The organism is Janthinobacterium sp. PC23-8 (genome assembly GCF_002250505.1).
Taxonomy (GTDB): Bacteria; Pseudomonadota; Gammaproteobacteria; order Burkholderiales; family Burkholderiaceae_D; genus Janthinobacterium.
In genome coordinates this window covers 3328982-3349271 of record NZ_NJGY01000001.1, presented here as the reverse complement: position 1 = coordinate 3349271, position 20290 = coordinate 3328982, and the positions used below count along the sequence as shown (strand labels likewise).

At 62.5% G+C, this 20290-nt stretch carries 17 protein-coding genes and 1 riboswitch; of the genes, 4 read left to right on the top strand and 13 right to left on the bottom strand.

What is annotated here, in order from left to right:
• Positions 1-3 precede the first annotated feature (3 nt).
• Positions 4-786: a BPSS1780 family membrane protein gene (locus tag CD932_RS14460; protein ID WP_094443235.1), complete on the top strand. Its 783-nt coding sequence runs from the start codon at positions 4-6 to the stop codon at positions 784-786.
• Here CD932_RS14460 and CD932_RS14455 read toward each other — a convergent pair.
• The 12 genes from CD932_RS14455 to CD932_RS14400 form a co-directional block, all read right to left on the bottom strand.
• Entirely contained in the window at positions 783-3089 is a 2307-nt protein-coding gene (locus tag CD932_RS14455) for a UvrD-helicase domain-containing protein (protein WP_094443234.1), read from the bottom strand. The genes CD932_RS14460 and CD932_RS14455 overlap by 4 nt on opposite strands.
• A gap of 90 nt (positions 3090-3179) precedes the next feature.
• On the bottom strand, positions 3180-3749 hold the full coding sequence (locus tag CD932_RS14450) for a DUF4175 domain-containing protein (protein ID WP_141213251.1): 570 nt from the start codon (positions 3747-3749) through the stop codon (positions 3180-3182).
• Positions 3750-3904: 155 nt separating this feature from the next.
• Positions 3905-4537, bottom strand: coding sequence for an ANTAR domain-containing response regulator (locus tag CD932_RS14445; protein ID WP_094443232.1), 633 nt, complete (start codon positions 4535-4537; stop codon positions 3905-3907).
• 89 nt (positions 4538-4626) lie between these two features.
• A complete protein-coding gene (gene thiE, locus CD932_RS14440; RefSeq protein ID WP_094443231.1) occupies positions 4627-5238 on the bottom strand; it encodes a thiamine phosphate synthase in 612 nt (203 codons plus the stop codon).
• Between the two features lie 9 nt (positions 5239-5247).
• Positions 5248-6045, bottom strand: coding sequence for a hydroxymethylpyrimidine/phosphomethylpyrimidine kinase (locus CD932_RS14435; protein WP_094443230.1), 798 nt, complete (start codon positions 6043-6045; stop codon positions 5248-5250).
• A gap of 2 nt (positions 6046-6047) precedes the next feature.
• Complete coding sequence (locus CD932_RS14430) at positions 6048-6842, bottom strand: thiazole synthase (RefSeq protein ID WP_094443229.1); 795 nt, start codon at positions 6840-6842, stop codon at positions 6048-6050.
• Positions 6843-6859: 17 nt separating this feature from the next.
• Complete coding sequence (thiS, locus tag CD932_RS14425) at positions 6860-7063, bottom strand: sulfur carrier protein ThiS (protein ID WP_094443228.1); 204 nt, start codon at positions 7061-7063, stop codon at positions 6860-6862.
• 11 nt (positions 7064-7074) lie between these two features.
• On the bottom strand, positions 7075-8988 hold the full coding sequence (gene thiC, locus CD932_RS14420; protein ID WP_094443227.1) for a phosphomethylpyrimidine synthase ThiC: 1914 nt from the start codon (positions 8986-8988) through the stop codon (positions 7075-7077).
• A 78-nt stretch (positions 8989-9066) separates the two neighbouring features.
• Positions 9067-9179, bottom strand: a riboswitch (TPP riboswitch).
• Between the two features lie 52 nt (positions 9180-9231).
• Positions 9232-9486 carry a hypothetical protein gene (locus tag CD932_RS14415; RefSeq protein ID WP_094443226.1) on the bottom strand — a complete coding sequence of 85 codons (255 nt, stop codon included), beginning with the start codon at positions 9484-9486 and terminating at the stop codon, positions 9232-9234.
• Positions 9487-9525: 39 nt separating this feature from the next.
• Complete coding sequence (locus CD932_RS14410; RefSeq protein ID WP_094443225.1) at positions 9526-10332, bottom strand: response regulator; 807 nt, start codon at positions 10330-10332, stop codon at positions 9526-9528.
• Positions 10333-10359: 27 nt separating this feature from the next.
• Positions 10360-12264, bottom strand: a complete 1905-nt coding sequence (locus CD932_RS14405) for an ATP-binding protein (protein ID WP_094443224.1) — start codon at positions 12262-12264, stop codon at positions 10360-10362.
• 45 nt (positions 12265-12309) lie between these two features.
• Positions 12310-13047: a Crp/Fnr family transcriptional regulator gene (locus CD932_RS14400; RefSeq protein ID WP_094443223.1), complete on the bottom strand. Its 738-nt coding sequence runs from the start codon at positions 13045-13047 to the stop codon at positions 12310-12312.
• 243 nt (positions 13048-13290) lie between these two features.
• Between CD932_RS14400 and CD932_RS14395 the strand changes: the two genes are divergently transcribed.
• The 3 genes from CD932_RS14395 (at position 13291) to CD932_RS14385 (ending at position 19808) form a co-directional block, all read left to right on the top strand.
• Complete coding sequence (locus CD932_RS14395) at positions 13291-16137, top strand: EAL domain-containing protein (RefSeq protein ID WP_094443222.1); 2847 nt, start codon at positions 13291-13293, stop codon at positions 16135-16137.
• 267 nt (positions 16138-16404) lie between these two features.
• On the top strand, positions 16405-19239 hold the full coding sequence (locus tag CD932_RS14390) for a valine--tRNA ligase (RefSeq protein ID WP_094443221.1): 2835 nt from the start codon (positions 16405-16407) through the stop codon (positions 19237-19239).
• 107 nt (positions 19240-19346) lie between these two features.
• Entirely contained in the window at positions 19347-19808 is a 462-nt protein-coding gene (locus CD932_RS14385) for a DUF2147 domain-containing protein (protein ID WP_094443220.1), read from the top strand.
• A gap of 22 nt (positions 19809-19830) precedes the next feature.
• On the opposite strand, the gene CD932_RS14380 is transcribed toward CD932_RS14385, so the two are convergent.
• A complete protein-coding gene (locus CD932_RS14380) occupies positions 19831-20286 on the bottom strand; it encodes a YaiI/YqxD family protein (protein WP_094443647.1) in 456 nt (151 codons plus the stop codon).
• Positions 20287-20290 lie beyond the last annotated feature (4 nt).

Genomic DNA, 20290 nt, shown 5'->3' with positions numbered 1-20290 from the left:
AACATGGAAAAATTACCTGCAAGCACAGGCTGGCACTGGGTGAAACAAGGCTTCGGCCTGTTTCGCAAGCAACCGGGCGGCCTGTCGATGCTGTTTCTCGGCTATATGGTGTGCATGCTGTTAGTGAGCATCATCCCGCTGCTGGGTCAATTGCTGCCCGTGATCCTGGTGCCGATTTTCTCGGTCGCCTTTGCGCAGGGCTGCCTGCATATCGACCAGGGCAAGCGCGTCGTGCCCGGCTTGCTGCTGTCGGGCTTTCGCAAGCCGGCCCTGCCGGTATTGTTCGGCCTGGGCGTGCTGTACATCATGATGGCCATCGTGGCCATCGGCGCCTCGTCGCTGGTCGACGGCGGCACCCTGTGGCAACTGGTGACGGGCCAGCTCAATCCGCAGACCTCGCCCGACGTGATCCGCGAATCGAATATCGGCTCGGCCATCGTCGTGACCCTTGTGATGTATATTCCAGCGGCGATGGCCTTCTGCTTTGCCGCGCCGCTGATCTACTGGCAGCACATCAGCCTGGGCAAGGCGCTGTTCTTCAGCTTTTTCGCCGTCTGGCGTTCGCTGTCGGCCTTTATCGTGTTTGCCTCGACCTGGTTCGCCATCAGCATCGTCACCAGCCAGTTGCTGTTCATGATCGTCGGCCGCACGCCGATGGCGATTCAGCTGATGATGCCGCTGTCGATGATCTTGACGGTGATCATGCATTGCTCGTTTTATGCGGCGTACCGGCAGATTTTTGGCGTGCCGGCCGATACGGGCAAGGTGTCGCTGGATAAGCGTTAAAGCCGCTCCAGCTTGGCAATCCCCAGGTCGAGCACCTTCATGCCATGCTGGCCGAAGTTGATCTGGGCGCGCGCATTGCCGCCGCCGCCTTCGATATTGACGATCACGCCTTCGCCGAACTTGGCGTGACTCACCGATTCGCCGATGCGCCAGCCGCCGCCCGGTGACTTCTGCGCGATCTTTTGCGCAATGGCGTTGTCCGAACCCAGGCTGCCGACCGTGCGCGGCGCTTCGTCCCAGGCCGATTTGCGGTTGCCGAACCAGTTGGCCTGCACTTTCGGCGACAGCCATTTCAAGGCTTCTTCGGGCAACTCGTCGAAGAAGCGCGACTTCATGTTGTAGCGGGTCTGGCCGTGCAGCATGCGCGTTTGCGAAAAGCTCATGTACAGGCGCTTGCGCGCGCGCGTGATGGCCACGTACATCAGGCGCCGCTCTTCTTCCACGCCATTGTCTTCCTTGGAACTGCTTTCGTGCGGGAACAGGCCCTCTTCCAGGCCTGTAATAAAGACGTTGTCAAATTCCAGGCCCTTGGCCGAGTGCACCGTCATCATCTGCAGCGCATCCTGGCCCGCCTGCGCCTGGTTGTCGCCAGCTTCCAGCGAGGCGTGCGACAGGAAGGCCGACAGCGGCGACATCACGGCCGGCAAGGGCGCGTCGGCGTCCAGGATCTCGATGCCATCCTGGTTGACGATGGGCGCGCCCGGCTGCGCCTGGGCGCCAGGCCCCAGATGGGCCGGCGCGGCCTGGCCAAACCCTTCTTCATTGACGAACTGGGTGGCGGCGCTGACCATCTGCTCCAGATTCTCGATGCGGTCGGCGCCTTCTTTTTCGTTCTGATAGTGCCGCAGCAAGGTACTCGCTTCGAGCACCACGCGCACCATTTCCGGCAGCGACAGTTGCTGGGTTTCAAAGCGCACGCCTTCGATCAGCTTGACGAAGCCGGCCAGGGTGCTGCCCGCCTTGCCCGCCACATAAGGTACCGAGGCGTACAGCGAAATGCCATGCTGCTCGGAGGCCGACTGCAACTGCTCGATCGAGCGCATGCCGATGCCGCGCGTGGGGAAATTGACCACGCGCAAAAAGGCCGAATCGTTGTGCGGATTGTCCATCAGCTGCAAGTAGGCGATCGCATGCTTGACCTCGGCGCGCTGGAAGTAACGCTGGCCGCCATACACATGATACGGAATCGCGGCCGAAAACAGCGCATGCTCGATCACGCGCGACTGCGCATTCGAGCGGTACAGAATCGCGATCTCGCTGCGCGAAGCGCCCTCGGCGATCAGGCTTTTCGCCTCCTCGATGATCCACTGCGCTTCCTGCAGGTCGGAGCTGGCTTCAACCACGCGCACCTGTTCGCCATGGCCGGCGTCGGTGCGCAAATTCTTGCCCAGGCGCTTGCTGTTGTTGGCGATCAAGACGTTGGCGCTGTCGAGGATATGGCCGTGGGAGCGATAGTTCTGTTCCAGCTTGATCAGGTTTTTCACCTGGAATTCATGCTCGAAGGCGCTCATGTTGCCGACGTTGGCGCCGCGGAAGGCATAGATGCTCTGGTCATCGTCGCCGACGGCAAACAGTGCGCCGCCATCGCGGCTGCCGTGGCCGGCCAGCAATTTCAACCAGTTGTATTGCAGATTATTGGTATCCTGGAACTCGTCGACGAGGATATGGCGGAAACGCGCCTGGTAATGCTCGCGCAGCGGCTGGTTGCGGCTCAGCAATTCATAGGTGCGCAGCAGCAGTTCGGCAAAATCGACCACCCCTTCGCGCTGGCACTGGTCGTCATACAACTGGTACAACTCGACCATCTTGCGCTCGTGCGCGTCATACGCTTCGACGTCGGTGGCGCGCAGGCCCTGGTCCTTGGCGTTGTTGATGAAATACATCACCGTCTTCGGCGGGAACTTTTCATCGTCGATATTGTTTGCCTTGAGCAAACGCTTGATCACCGACAACTGATCCTGGGAATCGAGGATCTGGAAAGTCTGCGGCAAGGCCGCATCGCGGTAATGCGTACGCAGCAAGCGGTTGCACAGGCCGTGGAAAGTGCCGATCCACATGCCGCGCGTATTGATCGGCAGCATGGCCGACAGGCGCGTGAGCATTTCCTTGGCGGCCTTATTGGTAAACGTCACGGCCAGGATGCCCGGTGGCGACACTTGCTGGGTCTGAATCAGCCAGGCGATGCGGGTGGTCAGCACGCGGGTCTTGCCCGAGCCGGCGCCGGCCAGGATCAAGGCATGCTGGGCTGGCAAAGTGACGGCGGCCAGTTGTTCGGGATTGAGGTTGTGAAGAAGATTTTGCATCCCGTGATTATACCGACCTTGCGCCAGCGCGCCGTGATCCACTGTGGATTTGTCCAGTTATTGTGCGCCACCGACACCTCCATGCCGGCCTCAGCCGGCCTGTACCGGCTTCGCTTGTCCAGTACGCAAGGCCTCATCGATCAGCACGCGCGTGGCGCGTTCGGCCTCCTTGCTGGCGCGTCCCTGGCGCTCGCCGAGTTCGCCCATGCGCTTGCCCAGGCTGTCCATCGGCTTGGCGGCCTGGTCCATCTGTCGCGCTTTTGCTGTCATCGCGGCTTCGCCAGCGCGATCCTGGCGACCCTGCTCGCCCATCTCGCGGCCCAGCTTGCCCATTTGCCGGCCCTGCTCGCCCATCTGCTTGCCGAGCGCCGACATTTCCTGGCCCAGCGCCTGCACCGGTTTCCAGGCGGCATCGGCGCGCGCCAGCAGGGCACGGTCTTCGATCACATACGACTTGCCATGGTCGCGGAACCACAGGAAGGGACCAATGCTGGTGCGCTTGAGGCGGTCGAGTTCTTCGTTGTCGGAGCCACTGCCATAGGTGGAAATGGCGCCATGCTTGCCTTGCACCAGGGTGTATGGCTCATCGGCAGCGGCGATGGCGCTGAAGGAGAGGATGGCGCCGGCAAGCGCCAGGCAGAGGCGGGAGGGAATGGACATGGTGTGCTCGCTATGGTCAAGGTTGGAATCCTGACTGTAGCGCGATGGCAGGCGCACGGCAAAAGCCATGCGATGGAAGGCAGAAAATGGGGAACAGACGGTGGGGAACAGGCGGTGCACCAGGCGGCGCACCAGCCGGCGCGCCGCGCGGACGATTACTTGATGACTTTGGCGCGGCTCAGGAAAGCGCCGTGCAGCCCGTTCAGAGTTTCTTCGGCCAGCAGCAGCTGGCTGGCGATTTCATTGATCTTGCGGCGGCTGGAACGGGCATGGTCGCGCAGCACTTCGAAGGCGGTGTTGCGGTCGGTCTGGAACTTGCCCATCAGCAGGCCGACGGCCAGGCTGGTTTCGCGGCCGGCGGCCAGCGCCGCGTTCAAATTGAGTTCGGTGCGGCGCAGCTGTCGGATATCGTCGGCGCGCGCCAGGCCCGCTTCAAAGGCCGGCATCAAACGGCCTTCATCGACCGGCTTGACGACATAGCCGACGGCGCCATAGGCGGCCGCCTGCTTGCCCGACTCGCTATCACCGCTGCCGGACAGGAACATGAAGGGCACGGCAGTTTCCGCGTGCAGGCGCTTGGCCAGTTCCAGGCCGGACATGCCGGGCATATGGATGTCGAGCAGGGCCAGGTCCGGCTCGCGCTGGGCGATCAGCTGCAAGGCAGCCTCGGCGGAATTGGCCAGCACCGTGTCATAACCAGCATGACGCAGCACTTCGCCGAGAAACTCCAGCAGCAGCTGGTCATCGTCAACGATCAGGATTAGGCGTTTGGCGGCTGGCTGATTCATGGGCAAGGGAACCTCGGTGATATGGAAGGAGATGACCCTCATTATATGCCGATTATTCCGCGTAACCGGACTCGCTTTTGCCGCTCGCCTTAGCTGCCAAACAGCTCATTAAATTTCCGTACCGACATGGTTACATCGTCCGCCAGGAACACGCTGCTGATCGCCGCCACCAGGTCGGCGCCACGCGTCACCAAAGGCGCGGCGTGGTCCGGCGTCATGCCGCCGATCACCACGCAGGGCAAGGCGATCTCGCGCCTGGCCTGGACCACGATGTCGGGATCGGTGGTGACCGGATACTGCTTGACCAGCGAAGGGTAGAAGCCGCCGAAGGCCACATAGCTGGCGCCCGCCGCTTCGGCCTTGCGCGCCAGCAGCAAATCGCCATAGCACGATGCCCCCACCAGTTTGTCCTTGCCCAGCCGCGCACGGGCCTCGGCCACCGACATGTCGGTCCCGCCGACATGCAGGCCATCGGCATCCAGTTCCTCGCACAGCGCGATGAAATCGTTGATGATGAAGGGCACGCCATATTTGCGCGCCAGCAGCTGCAAGGCGCTCGCCTGTTCGCGCCGCAATATCACATCGGCGCTCTTGTGGCGGTATTGCAGCAGGGCCACGCCTTCCTGCAAGGCCTGCTCCGTCACGTCGAGCAGGCGGTCGGTGTCATCCCAGTTCGGGGTCACCAGATAAAGTCCACGCATGGGGTTTCCTTATAAAGAGTTAAGCCGCTGCGGCATCAGCTGGCCCGGTGCGACCGCATAGGCTTGCGCCAATGCTGTATGGCAATACGCTTGCGCCGCCGCCAGCGCCTCCGGCATGGTTTGCCGCAACGCCAGGCGCGCCGAGATGGCGGCGGCCAGGGTACAGCCGCTGCCGTGAAATTCGCCAGGCAGGCGCGGCCAGTGCCACTGCTGCTGTTCGCCCGCCGCGCCGAACCAGCGGTTGATAATGCTGCTGCCCTCGCCATGGCCACCCGTGACCAGCACGTTGACACAGCCACGCGACTGCAAAGTCGCGGCCTGGCCGGCAGCATCAACGCTACCGGTAAGGCGGTTCGCTTCCGGTTCATTCGGCACTATCACGGTGGCGACTGCCAACAAGGGCGCCAGCGCCAGCACCGCGTCGCCCGTGCCGAGCACATCGCCATGGCCGCTGGTCAGCACCGGATCAAGTACGACCGGCAAGCCGGGCTGCTCGCGCCGCAGTTGCACGATCACCTGCGCGATCGCCGCCGCGTTGGCTGCGCTGCCCGGTATGCCGATTTTCACGGCGGCGATCGCCATCCTGGCCGTCAAGGCTTGCGCCTGGCGCAACAACAATGCGGCGTCCACCGCCCGCACTTCGAACACGCGGTCGTTATCCTGCACCGTCAGCGCGGTGACGATGGGCAAGGCATGCGCGCCCTGCGCCGCGATGGCCAGCACATCGGCCGCGATGCCGGCGCCGCCGGAGGGATCGAGCCCGGCAAACACCAGCACGGTGGGGCGGCAAGAAGCGATGGCGGCCATCGTCACGCCAGACGGCCCGCCATCGGCGACGATGGCGACGCGGCAAATTTCCTCGGCATCCGCCCGGCCAGGAACGCTGCACGCCCGGCCCGCACGGCCAGCTTCATCGCATGGGCCATGCGCACCGGGTCGCGCGCGCCGGCTATCGCCGTATTCATCAGCACGCCGTCGCAACCGAGTTCCATGGCAATGGCCGCGTCCGACGCCGTGCCCACTCCCGCGTCGACCAGCACCGGCACCCTGGCCTGGTCGATAATCAATGACAGGTTCCACGGGTTCACAATGCCCATGCCCGAGCCGATCAGGGAAGCGAGCGGCATGATGGCCACGCAACCGATCTCTTCCAGGATGCGCGCCTGGATCGGATCGTCGCTGCAGTAAACCATCACGTCAAAGCCATCCTTGACCAGGGCTTCGGCCGCAATCAGGGTTTCCGGCATATGCGGGAACAGGGTTTTCTCGTCGCCCAGCACTTCCAGCTTGACCAGGTTGCGGCCACCGAGCAGCTCGCGCGCCAGCTGCAAGGTGTAGACGGCGTCCTTGGCCGTATAGCAGCCGGCCGTGTTCGGCAATATCGTGTACTGGTCGGGCGGCAATACGTCGAGCAGGCTGGGGGCGTTCGGGTCCTGGCCGATATTGACGCGGCGTATCGCCACCGTGATGATCTGTGCTTCGGCCGCATCGGTGGCGGCGCGCGTTTGCGGCAAGTCCTTGTATTTGCCGCTGCCCACCAGCAGGCGCGACGCATAGGTCTTGCCGGCAATGGTCAACAAGTCGTTTTCTGTTTCTGTATGCATGTTTCTTCCTTGAATAGTTAGCCGCCGCCGATGGCGCGGACTATTTCCACCTGGTCGCCAGCCTGCAACAGCTGCACCGGCCAGTTCCTGCGCGGCACCACCGTGCGGTTGACGGCCAGCGCCAGCGCCTGGTGCTGCAGCGCCAGGGTGGCGATCAACTGATCCAGGGTGTGATCGGGCGGCACCTGGTGCGGCGCGCCATTGAGCATGATGGGGACCATGGCGCCCTCCTTCAGACCTTGCGGTACAGCTCGGCGCCGTTCTTGATGAACTCGATCGCCTTGATCTCCATGCCCTGCTTGACGGCGCTCTCTTCCGAGATGCCGATGCCGGCCGCGTATTCGCGCACTTCCTGCGTGATCTTCATCGAGCAGAAATGCGGGCCGCACATGGAACAGAAGTGCGCCACCTTGGCCGAATCCTTGGGCAAAGTTTCATCGTGGAATTCGCGTGCCTTGTCCGGGTCCAGGCCGATATTGAACTGGTCGTCCCAGCGGAATTCAAAACGCGCCTTGGACAAGGCGTTGTCACGGATCTGCGCGCCCGGATGGCCCTTGGCCAGGTCGGCAGCATGCGCCGCAATTTTATAGGTGATGATGCCGTCCTTCACATCGGCCTTGTTGGGCAGGCCCAGGTGCTCCTTCGGCGTCACGTAGCACAGCATGGCCGTGCCATACCAGCCGATCATGGCCGCGCCGATGCCCGAGGTGATATGGTCGTAGCCCGGCGCGATATCGGTGGTCAGCGGTCCCAGGGTATAGAACGGCGCTTCGCCGCACTGCTCCAGTTGCAGGTCCATGTTTTCCTTGATCAGCTGCATCGGCACATGGCCGGGGCCTTCGATCATCACCTGCACATCGTGCTTCCAGGCGATCTGCGTCAGCTCGCCCAGGGTTTTCAGTTCGCCCAGTTGCGCTTCATCGTTGGCGTCATAGATGGAGCCGGGGCGCAAGCCGTCGCCGAGCGAGAACGACACGTCATAGGCCTTCATGATTTCGCAGATCTCTTCGAAATGCGTGTACAGGAACGATTCCTGGTGATGCGCCAGGCACCATTTGGCCATGATCGAGCCGCCGCGCGAGACGATGCCCGTCAAGCGCTTGGCCGTCAGCGGCACATAGCGCAGCAGCACGCCGGCGTGGATGGTGAAGTAATCGACGCCCTGCTCGGCCTGCTCGATCAGGGTGTCGCGGAAGATTTCCCAGGTTAAATCTTCGGCCTTGCCATTGACCTTTTCCAGCGCCTGGTAAATCGGCACGGTGCCGATCGGCACCGGGCTGTTGCGCACGATCCATTCGCGCGTTTCATGGATATGCTTGCCGGTCGACAAATCCATCACATTGTCGCCGCCCCAGCGGATGGCCCAGGTCATCTTTTCGACTTCTTCGCCGATGGAAGACGTGACGGCCGAATTGCCGATATTGGCGTTAATTTTCACCAGGAAATTGCGGCCGATAATCATCGGTTCGACTTCGGGGTGGTTGATATTGGCGGGGATAATGGCGCGACCGCGGGCGATTTCCTCGCGCACGAATTCGGCCGTGATCTCGGCCGGGATGCTGGCGCCGAACGACTGTCCCGGGTGCTGGCGTCCCATCATCTCGGCCATGCGCTCGCCCATCGGGCCGGACGCCTTCAGCTCGTCCAGGTACTGCTGGCGGCGCATGTTTTCACGGATGGCGACAAATTCCATTTCCGGCGTGATGATGCCACGCCGCGCGTAATGCATCTGCGTGACATTCTTGCCGGCCAGCGCGCGGCGCGGCTTGCGGTGCAGGTTGAAACGCAGCTCGGCCAGCTTCGGGTCCATCAGGCGGGCGATGCCGTAGTCAGAGCTTGGACCCGGCAGCTCTTCGGTGTCGGCGCGCTCGAGTATCCACGGCAGGCGCGGCGTGTCCAGGCCCGAGCGGATATCGATGGCGACGTCCGGGTCGGTATACGGGCCGGACGTATCATAGACATAGATGGGCGGGTTTTTTTCGCCGCCGAACGACGCTTCCGTGTCGGACTGGCTGATGGCGCGCATCGGCACGCGGATATCGGGGCGGCTGCCCTGCACATAGATCTTGCGTGAATTGGGCAGCGGCGCTATCGCGGCCTCGTCGACCGTGGCGGTGGCGGAAAGAAATTTCGGATTGGCGTTCATTTTGGCTCCTTGGCTAGCTTGTCATAAGCCTGGAGCCAGCTAAGGAGATTCGGCTGCGCGCACGCGGTAGAGCGAGGTGCGTTCATCCTAAAGCTTCCCTTCGCTGGCATTATCCAGATCAGGTTCGGAGGGTATTTCTCACCCGCATCTCACCGTGTTGCCACGGCGAGGCAGGACCCCTAGCGTTTGCCGCCTTGCGGCAGCGGGCCAATTATACGCGTTCCGGCACGCGCGGCCAGATGATTATTTCTTCTTGCCCCAGCGCCAGCGCGTCGGCTCACCCTTGCGCTGGCAGATGAAAAGCAACAGCGCGAACACCGCCACTTCATAGACGATGTAAGCGAGCAGCAGCTCCTGTGGCGGAAACAGGAATGCGCCGCAGGCAAACAGCAGCAAGGCGCCCAGGAACACCAGCCAGCCTTGCCAGGTGATGGGCAGCCCCCAGCCAAAGCCATAGCTCTTGGCGGGGAACCAGTAACGGGGAGTTTTGTCGGTCATGATTTTTTCTGGGCGCTGATAAACAGCTGCCAGTATAAATCAGCTTTTTTGCTGGCGCGCCGTAATGTCAAGCCCGATCCCGCGATAGCCGACAAAGCGGCTGCCCTGGTCGAACATCGGCTCGCCGCTGACCTGCAGGTATTGCATGCTGCCGTCCGCATTCTGGCGGCTGTAGATAAAGTCGAGGAACGGTTCGCGCGCGGCGATTTTTTCGTCGAGCAGGGCGCGCTCGGTGGCATTCCAGCGTTGCGGTTCGTCTGCGCTGCCGATGCCCAGCATCTCGGCCACGGGGCCGGAAAAGCGCGTCAGGTTGCCCTCGGCATCCTGTTCCCAGTACCAGTCCGACGACAATTCCGTGAAACGCTGGAAGCGCGCTTCGCTTTCGCGCAGTTCGGCCGTGCGTTCCTGCACCGCCAGTTCGAGCGACTTGTTGTAGTCGGCCAGTTTCTGGTACAGCAAGCGCACTTCCAGCATATTGTGGATGCGGGTTTTCACTTCCACCAGGTCGAAGGGCTTGGCGACGAAATCCTTGGCGCCGGCCTGCAGCGCGCGCAGCTTGTGGCCGGGCTGGGCGGTGATCACCAGCACCGGCAGATAGCTGCCCGCCTCGAGGTCGCGCAAGCCTTCCATCACTTCGAAGCCATCCATTTCCGGCATCTGCAAGTCGAGCAGGATCAGGTCGTAGCGATGCTGCTGGTGCAGCGCACGCACCGCTTGCGGCTCCATGGTGGAGGTGATGCGGGTGTAGCCCGCATTGCGCAGCACCTGTTCCAGCAGCATCACATTGGCTTCCTGGTCGTCGACGATCAGAATGCTGGCGTTCAGTATCTCGGTGGCGTGTAGCATGGCGGTAGTCCTAAGTATGTGCTGCAATTAGCGTATTGCGGTGGTGTCGTCGGCCAGGCCATGCCTGGCCGCATGGTGCAGCGCCACGTCGAGCGCCTCCATGAATTCGACAACCTTGATCGGTTTGGTCAGATAGCGGAAAAAGCCCGCTTGCAGCCCTTTTTCAACATCGCGCGGCACGGCGTTGGCCGACAGCGCCATCACCGGGATATGGCCGGTCAGCGGATCGTCGTGCAGGATGCGCAGCGCGCCAAAGCCGCTGATGCCGGGCAAGTTGATGTCCATCAGGATCACGTCGGGCTGGCAGGTGCGCGCCAGGTCGATGCCCAGGTGGGCGTCGATGGCAGTCAGCAGTTTCAGATCGCTGCGGCGCGCGATCAGTTGCTCGACCAGCGCCAGGTTGGCCGGATTGTCTTCCACGTACAGCAAGGTGCGCAGGGTGTCGGAACTCTCCTGCGCCACCGGCAATACGTCACCGTCACCGAGCACCAGCTGCGGCGCGCGCGAGGCCTTGAATTCGACCCAGAAAGTGGTGCCGACGCCGACCGTGCTGTCGACGCCGATCGTGCCTTTCATCAGTTCTACCAATTGCTTGGTGACCACCAGGCCGATGCCGGTGCCCTCTTCCTGGCTGTGTTCCTGGCCCAGGCGGTTAAAGGGCTGGAACAGTTGCGCCATCTGTTTCGCATCGAGGCCGGCGCCGCTGTCGGTGACGCTGACGCGCACGCGGTCGCCGCGCTGGCTGCAAGCGACTTGCACGCTGCCGCCGCTCTGATTGTATTTGATGGCGTTCGACAGCAGGTTGATCATCACCTGTTTCACGCGCGTGCGGTCGGCATGAATAAAGAAGGCATCGCCATAGCGGGGGAAATGCATGGCGATGCCGCGCTTCTGCGCCTGCGGCGCAATCATCGCCTCGCAATCCTGCAGCACGTCGAGCAGCGACATTGCCTCTTCCGACATGGTCACCTTGCCCGACTCGATCATGGCCAGGTCGAGGATTTCGTTAATCAGGCGCAGCAGATACCAGCCGCCCTTGAGGATCTGGTCGAGCGAGCGCTGCTGCGGCTGGGTCGGCGGCGGCACGTCGGACGCCATCAGCTGCGCAAAACCGAGCACGGCGTTCAGCGGCGTGCGCAATTCATGGCTCATGCTGGACAAGAATTCGGACTTGGCGCGGTTGGCCTTTTCGGCCACCTGGCGCGCCTTTTCCAGCTCGGTGTTATTGGTTTCGATCAGCGAACGGGTATAGGCCTGCTGCTCCTGCAAGCGCTTGTCGAGCAGGGCCTGCTCGGCCTCGACACGCTTGCGCGCCGTATTGTCGGTGCCGATCAGCAAGTAGCCGATGACCTTGTTCTGCGCGTCGCGCAAGGCCGTCACCGAAACGATGGCGGGAAAGCGGCTGCCATCCTTGCGGATATAGGTCAGCTCATAAATGTCCTCGATGCCGCGCTTGGCCTTGAATACCAGCGCTTCGACGCCGGGCGTGATAGGCGTATCGAGTTCGGCCGAGAGAGCCTGGGCGCGGGCGACGATTTCCTGTGCATCGGAAATACTGGCCGGCGTCAGCTTGTCGACCACTTCATGCGCCGCGTAACCGAGCATGCGCTCGGCACCCACATTGAAAATCTGGATCACGCCCTGGGCATCGGTGGCGATGCTGGAAAAATTGGCGCTGTTGAAAATTGCGTCCTGCAAGGCGCCGGCCTTGAGCAGCTGGCGCGGCAGGCCGGCGGCCAGGGTGCGGCGGTACAGGGCGGCCAGCAGCACCAGCAACAGCAACACCAGCACGCCGGTCAGCATCGCCGTATCGGACGGTCCGCGCCAGGCCAGCGCGGCGATCGCCAGCAGCACGATGGCGCTGAAGCAGAAGGCCAGCGCGACAGGCCAGCGCGATGGCAGGCCGGAGGGAATTTTTTCAACTGTTTGCATGGGATGGTCCGATAAGTACGACAAGATGTGGCGCGGTAGCGCGGCTCAAGCCTGGCGCTGGCGCACGTCCGACAGCAGGCGGGCAAATTCCTTCTTGACCACGCCATAGCATTCGCAGGTCGTGCCTTCAAGCCCGCTGCGGTCGAGCACGGTGATATGGCCGCGCCGGTAGCTGATATAGCCGCGCGCCTGCAGCTTGCCGGCCGCTTCCGTCACGCCTTCGCGGCGCACGCCCAGCATATTGGCGATCAGTTCCTGGGTCATGGTCAGTTCGCGCCCGGGCAGGCGGTCCAGGGTCAGCAGCAACCAGCGGCACAGCTGCTGCTCCACCGTGTGATGGCGGTTGCACACGGCCGTTTGCGACATCTGCGTCAGCAAGGCTTGCGTGTAGCGCAGCAGCAAGCGCATGACCGGCCCGGCGCGGTTGAATTCTTCCATCAGCAAGTGCGCCTTCAGGCGGTAACCGACGCCGCCCGTCTGCACCACCGCGCGGCTGGGGGTCGAATCGCCCCCCATGAACAGCGACACGCCGACCACGCCTTCATTGCCGACACCGGCAATTTCGGACGAGCCGCCGTTTTCCAGCAGATAGTGCAGCGAGACGATGGCGGTGGTAGGGAACACCACATGATGCAGTTTGTCGCCCGAATCGTAGACTACGTCACCCAGGCGCATGGCCACTTGTTCCAGGTGCGGCGCCAGGCGCGCAAAATCGGCATCCTGCATGGCGGCAAGCAAATGGTTCTGGTTGGGATTGTGTAACACGACATGCGGACTCGACATGGGCAGGTTTCCTGGTTTCCAGTCGTCAGCTAGGCGGTGAAGGGGGGAGGCGTCTGAACGAGAGGCGCCTTGGCGCAGAGTAACACAGGCGTGTCTCTGAACCGCAACTATATTTTCTCGCGCAAATTACATCTGTTCGGTAGCGAACGGACTTGCGAGGGTGTTAACACCTACAGTCGGTCATTGCACCAGACAACCCGATCACCGATCCGGCCCGACGCAATTCCAGACCGAAAGCATGCGATGCAAAAAATCCTCCGGCGGGTACGCATCTCGGTCTCGGTCTCGGTTCTGATCACCACACTGGCAGGCCTGGCGATCACGGCCCTGTGCTATGTGTCGGCACGCCAGATCGAAGCGGAAAGCGCGCGCCTGCTGTTCCAGCACGACGCCAGCGTGCGGACCGCCGCCCTGATATCAGGCCTGAACAATGCGGTGGAGCAATTAAAAGTGCTGAACCAGCTGTTTCGCAGCATCGATCCGATCAGCCGCGAACAGTTCCGCAGCTTCAGCGCGCCGCTGCTGCAGCGCTATCCGGAAATCCAGGCCTTCAGCTATCGCCGCGTGCTCGACCATGCCGACCGCGCCGGCTATGAACACGCCATGCGCCAGGCCTATCCCGCTTTCATGATCGCCCAGGGCGACGACGACGGCAACAACAGCCAGCCGGCGCCGCAACGCAACAGCTACAACGTGATCGACTATGTCGAACCGCTGCAAGGCAATGCCCAGTTGCTGGGCCTGGATACCAGCAATTCGCCCGGGCAACAAGTGGCGCGCATCGCCTCGCGCGACAGCGGCCAGCCGACCGCTACCGAACTGCTGACCCTGACGCAATATCCTGGCCGGCAGACGGGCTTCCTGGTGCTGGCCCCCGTGTACCGCGCCGGCGCGCCGCTCGATACGCCCGAGCAGCGCCAGCGCGCCGTGATCGGCGAGACGGCCGCCACCTTTCGCATCGCCCATCTGATCGCCACCATCCTCGACGGCGCTCACCTGCTCGACAGCGGCCATGCCGGTATCGAAGTATTTGCCGGCGCACAAGGCCAGACCCTGGTATACCAGCATGACGCCGCCGCCACCAACCGCGCCCTGCCCGCGTGGATGCAGGCCGCGCATGGCAAGCCCACGCTGACCAGCTTCAGCCTGGCCGGCCAGCCCTGGCGCGTGCGCATCACGCCGGCGCATGCGCTGTGGAATGATCACCAGGGCTCGCTGTATGTGCTGCTGGGCGGCTTGTTGTCGACCTTGCTGGCAGCGGCCTACGTGTATCAGCTGGTGTCGCGCAACAGCGTGATCGAACGCATCACGGGCGAGCGCACGGCGGCGCTGCAGTTCGCCAACCTGCGCCTGTCCGAAGACATCGCGGCGCGCCTGCAAAATGAAAAGTCCTTGCGCCTGCGCGAGCGCATCATCGAAGTGTCGGCCAACGCCATCGTCATCTGCAGCGCCGAAGCGCCCGGCTACCTGGTCGAATATGTGAACCCGGCGTTCGAGCGCATTACCGGCTACCCGGCGCAGGATGTGGTGGGCAAGCCGCTGGCCAGCCTGCAGGGCAATATCCTGGAACAGCCGAACATGGATCAATTGCAGGCCGCCATCCGCGAGCAGCGCGAAGGCAAGGCCATCCTGCGCTACTGCCGCAAGGATGGCGAAATTTACTGGAGCGAAACGTTTGTCGCGCCCGTGCGCGGCCAGGCCGGCGACGATGGCGCCGTGCCGATCAGCCACTTCGTGCTGGCGCAATACGATATCAGCGCCGTGATGCGCTTCGAGGCCGAACTGGCCTTCCAGGCGCGCCACGACATCCTCACCGGACTGGCCAACCGCCGCCTGCTGCGCGAACGCCTGGAGCATGAAATGGCTGTCGCGCAGCGCAGCGGCTTGCCGCTGTGGGTAGTGTTCATCGACCTGGACCGTTTCAAGTTCGTCAATGATACGCTTGGCCACGATGCCGGCGACACCCTGCTCAAGGGCGTGGCCGAACGCCTGCTGGCGGCCACGCGCGAAGTCGATACGGTGGCGCGCCTGGGCGGCGACGAATTCGTGCTGCTGTTGCCGCAGCATGGCAATGGCGACCCCGGCATGGCCATCCTGCAGCGCATCCTCGATGCCGTGGCGCAGCCGATGCAGCTGGGCGAATACGAATTTTTCCTCAGTTGCAGCCTGGGCGTGGCCGTTTATCCCGACGATGGGAGCAGCGCCGAAATACTGATCAAGCACGCCGATATCGCCATGTACCGCGCCAAGGAACTGGGCCGCGGCCACTGGCAATTCTATGCCTCGAACATGAATGCCGATACGTTGGAAAGGCTGGGCCTGGAAAGCGAATTGCGCCATGCCCTCGAGCGCGACCAGTTCCACCTCGAATACCAGCCGCAGATCGACCTGGCCAGCGGCCAGTTGGTGGGCATGGAAGCGCTGCTGCGCTGGCGCCATCCGCAACTGGGCCCGATTGCGCCGGCCAGCTTTATCGGCCTGGCCGAGGAAATGGGCCTGATCATCCCGATCGGCGACTGGGTGCTGCGTACTGCCTGCGCCCAGGCGCGCGCCTGGCAGCTGGCCGGCCATGGCCATTTGCGGGTGGCAGTGAACCTGTCGGCGCGCCAGTTCAAGCAGCGCAATCTGCTGCAGGCGGTGGCGGCGGTGCTGATGGAAACCGGGCTGGAAGCGAATTACCTGGAACTGGAACTGACGGAAAGCATGGTCATGCACGACGTGGAGCAAGCCACGGCCATCATGGGCAACCTGAAGGCGCTGGGGGTGCAATTGTCGATCGACGACTTCGGCACCGGCTACTCCAGCCTGGCCTATCTGCGCCACTTTCCCATCGATGTACTCAAAATCGACAAATCGTTTGTCAACGACATCACGCACAGCAGCGACGACGCGGCGATTGTCTGCGCCATTATTTCACTGGCGCACAACCTGCGCCTGAAAGTGATTGCCGAAGGCGTGGAAACGACGCCGCAACTGGACTTCCTGCGCCAGCACGGCTGCGACCAGATGCAGGGCTATCTGTACAGCCGGCCGCTGGCAGCGCCCGCCTTCGAGGCGCTGCTGGTGCAAGGCGCCAGGCTGGCCGCCTGAATACTTGAAACGCGTGGCGCAAGCCGAGGTTGAAGGCGCGCTCGCCGGTGCCCACTTCGGTGGCGTTGCCGACCATATAGGCGGCGCCGTTGCGGTTGCAGGAGGCGTCGAGGCCGACTTTATAGCATCGGTGCAACTTTCACCCCCGTCCGCTTGCCGGTGGGTGGCCCGCAAAGCCGCCAAAACCCTGAAAAACCGCTATTTGCCACGGCGCAGCCGTTGCCGCGTCATCTATAATGATTCCTTTTGCCAAACACACGCCAAATCATGGAATTAGCCAAGTCTTTCGAGCCCGCCGACATTGAACAATTCTGGCGCACCGAGTGGGAACAGCGCGGTTACTTTACCGCCACCCTCGATGCCGGAAAGCCTTCCTTCAGCATCCAGTTGCCGCCGCCGAACGTGACCGGCACCCTGCATATGGGCCATGCCTTCAACCAGACCATCATGGATGGTCTGACGCGCTACCACCGCATGCTCGGTCATAACACGGCCTGGATTCCCGGCACCGACCACGCCGGCATCGCCACGCAAATCGTGGTGCAGCGCCAGCTCGACGCGCAAAAGATTTCGCGCCATGACCTGGGCCGCGAGAAGTTCGTCGAAAAAGTGTGGGAGTGGAAAGAGAAATCGGGTTCCATCATCACCGGCCAGATGCGCCGCCTGGGCGCGTCGGCCGACTGGCAGCGCGAATACTTCACAATGGACGAGCCGCGCTCGAAAGTCGTCACCGACGTCTTCGTGCGCCTGTTCGAACAAGGCCTGATCTACCGCGGCAAGCGCCTGGTGAACTGGGACCCGGTGCTGGGCACGGCCGTGTCGGACCTGGAAGTGGTGTCGGAAGAAGAAGACGGCTCGATGTGGTACATCAAGTACCCGCTGGTCGACGGCAGCGGCTTTTTGACGGTGGCCACCACCCGTCCTGAAACCATGCTGGGCGACGTGGCCGTGGCGGTCGATCCGACCGACGAGCGCTATCTCGCGCTGGTCGGCAAGATGCTGAAACTGCCGCTGACCGATCGCGAAATTCCGATTATTGCCGACGAATACGTCGACAAGGAATTTGGCACCGGCTGCGTGAAAATCACGCCCGCGCACGACATGAACGATTACGCCGTCGGCCAGCGCCACAAGCTGGCGCAGATCGTCATTCTGACGCTGGACGCGAAAATCACCGACGACGCACCCGAAGCGTATCGCGGCATGGACCGCTTTGCCGCGCGCAAGCAGATCGTCGCCGATCTGGATGCCCTGGGCCTGCTGGAACAGGTCAAGCCGCACAAGCTGATGGTGCCGCGCGGCGACCGCACCGGCGTCGTGATCGAGCCGATGCTGACCGACCAATGGTTTGTCGCGATGAGCAAACCGGCGCCGGAAGGCACTTTCTTCCCGGGCAAATCGATTGCCGAGACGGCACTGGAAAAAGTCGCCAACGGCGAAATCAAGTTCGTGCCGGAAAACTGGAGCACTACCTACAACCAGTGGCTCAACAACATCCAGGACTGGTGCATCTCGCGCCAGCTGTGGTGGGGCCACCAGATTCCGGCCTGGTACGACGAGGCCGGCAATATCTTTGTCGCCAAGACCGAAGCCGAAGCGCAAGCCAAGGCGCAGGCCGCCGGCAGCACGGGGCCGTTGAAACGCGACGACGACGTGCTCGACACCTGGTTCTCGTCGGCCCTGGTGCCGTTCTCGACCATGGGCTGGCCGGAAGACACCCCGGACATGAAGGCATTCCTGCCCTCGTCGGTGCTGGTCACCGGCTTTGACATCATCTTCTTCTGGGTCGCGCGCATGGTCATGATGACGGCGCACTTCACGGGCAAGGTGCCGTTTGAAACCGTCTATGTGCACGGACTGGTGCGCGATTCGACGGGGCAAAAAATGTCCAAGTCGAAAGGCAATACCCTGGACCCGATCGACCTGATCGACGGCATCGACCTCGACGGCCTGATCGTCAAGCGCACCACCGGCCTGATGAACCCGCGCGACGCCGAAAAAATCACCAAGGCCACGCGCAAGGAGTTCCCTGAAGGCATTTCCGCCTACGGCACTGACGCCGTGCGCTTTACCATGGCCAGCTATGCTTCCCTGGGCCGCAATATCAATTTCGACCTGGGCCGCTGCGAAGGCTACCGCAACTTCTGCAACAAGATGTGGAACGCCACCCGTTTTGTCATGATGAATACGGAAGGCAAGGATTGCTCCGCACCGGCGGACCGCGCCAATGACGCCGACCTGTCGCAGGCCGACAAATGGATCATCTCGCTGCTGCAAAAGGCCGAGCTGGACGTGGCCAAGGGTTTCGAGGACTTCCGCTTCGACAATATTGCCGCCACCATCTACAAGTTCGTTTGGGACGAGTATTGCGACTGGTACCTGGAAGTAGCCAAGGTGCAAGTGCAGCAAGGCACGCAAGGCCAGCAGCGCGCCACCCGCCACACCCTGCTGCGCGTGCTGGAAGTGGTGCTGCGCCTGGCCCATCCGATCATTCCGTTCGTCACCGAAGCGCTGTGGCAGACTGTCGCCCCGCTGGCCGGCAAGCTGCCCAAAGCAGAGGGCGAGCCCAAGGGCGTGTCCATCATGATGCAGCCGTATCCGATCGCCGACACCAGCAAGATCGACGACAACGCCGAAGCGTGGATGCAACAGTTGAAAGCGCTGACGGACGCCACGCGCAACCTGCGCGGCGAAATGCAGATCTCGCCATCGGTGCGCGTGCCGCTGATCGTCGAAGCGGGCAACGCCACCGACAAGGCGGCGCTGGCTACCTATGCGCCGTATATCCAGTCACTGGGCAAGCTGGCCGAGGTGCAGATCGTCGACGCCCTGCCGGATTCGCCGGCAGCGGTGGCCATCGTTGGCACCACCAAGCTGATGTTGAAAGTGGAAATCGATGTAGCGGCCGAACGCGAGCGCCTGGGCAAGGAAATCGCCCGTATCGAAGCGGAAATTGCCAAGGTCAACAGCAAACTGGGCAATGAAAGCTTTGTGGCGCGCGCGCCAGCCGCAATTGTTGCGCAAGAAAACGAGCGCTTGCTCAGTTTTTCGGCCACAATTGAGAAACTGCGCGAACAGTTTGCTAAACTGGCCAGCGCATAAGGCACCCCGGCAGTATCGCGCGACGCCCTCCCCGGCGCCGCGCGCCATCGCTGGTTTTGCCTTGGTGACAGTTCGCGTAACATTCAAAAAACCAATGGAGACTAGCGATGCCTACCTTATTTGCAAACAGCCTCAAAACCACCATGTTGATGGCCGCCTTGGTCATCGCCGGCGGCGCCAGCGCCGCCAATGACAGCCCCGTGGGGACCTGGAAAACCATCGACGACGCCACCGGCAAGCCGAAATCCATCGTCCGCATCACGGACAACGGCGGCGTGCTGGAAGGCAAAATCGAAAAGCTGTTCCGTGCCCCGGAAGAAACCCAGAACCCCACCTGTGACAAATGCACGGGCGCCGACAAGGACCAGCCCATTATCGGCCTGACCATCCTGAAAGGCCTGAAAAAAGACGGCAAGGAATGGAACGGCGGCGAAATCACCGATCCTGCCACCGGCAAGGTCTACAAGAGCAAGGCCGAGCTGACGGAGGGCGGCAGCAAGCTGCAAGTGCGCGGCTATGTGGGCGTGCCGATGTTTGGCCGCTCGCAGACGTGGGTGCGCGAGGAGTAAAAGGACGGGGGCCGACCCCGGTTCAGCTTTTGCGGTGATATTTCTGCAAATGCCGGTCCAGGCTGTTGGCAAAACTCTGCCGGTCGCCCTGGTTGAAGGCGGCCGGGCCGCCGGTATCGACGCCGCCGCTGCGCAGCTCTTCCATGAAGGCGCGCATGCTCAGTTGCTGGGCGATATTATCATTCGTATAAAACTCGCCACGCGGGTTGAGCGCGTAGCCGCCCTTTTTCAGCACATCGGACGCCAGCGGAATATCACCGGTCACCACCAGGTCGCCCGGGTTCAGCAGCCGCACGATTTCCTGGTCGGCAACGTCCGCGCCCGACGGCACTTGCACGGTACGGACAAAGCGCGACGGCGGCACGCGCAAGCTCTGGTTGGCCACCAGAGTCACGGGCAACTCCAGCCGGTCGGCCACGCGGTACAAGATTTCCTTGATGACCACCGGGCAGGCGTCGGCGTCGACCCAGATCTGCATCGCC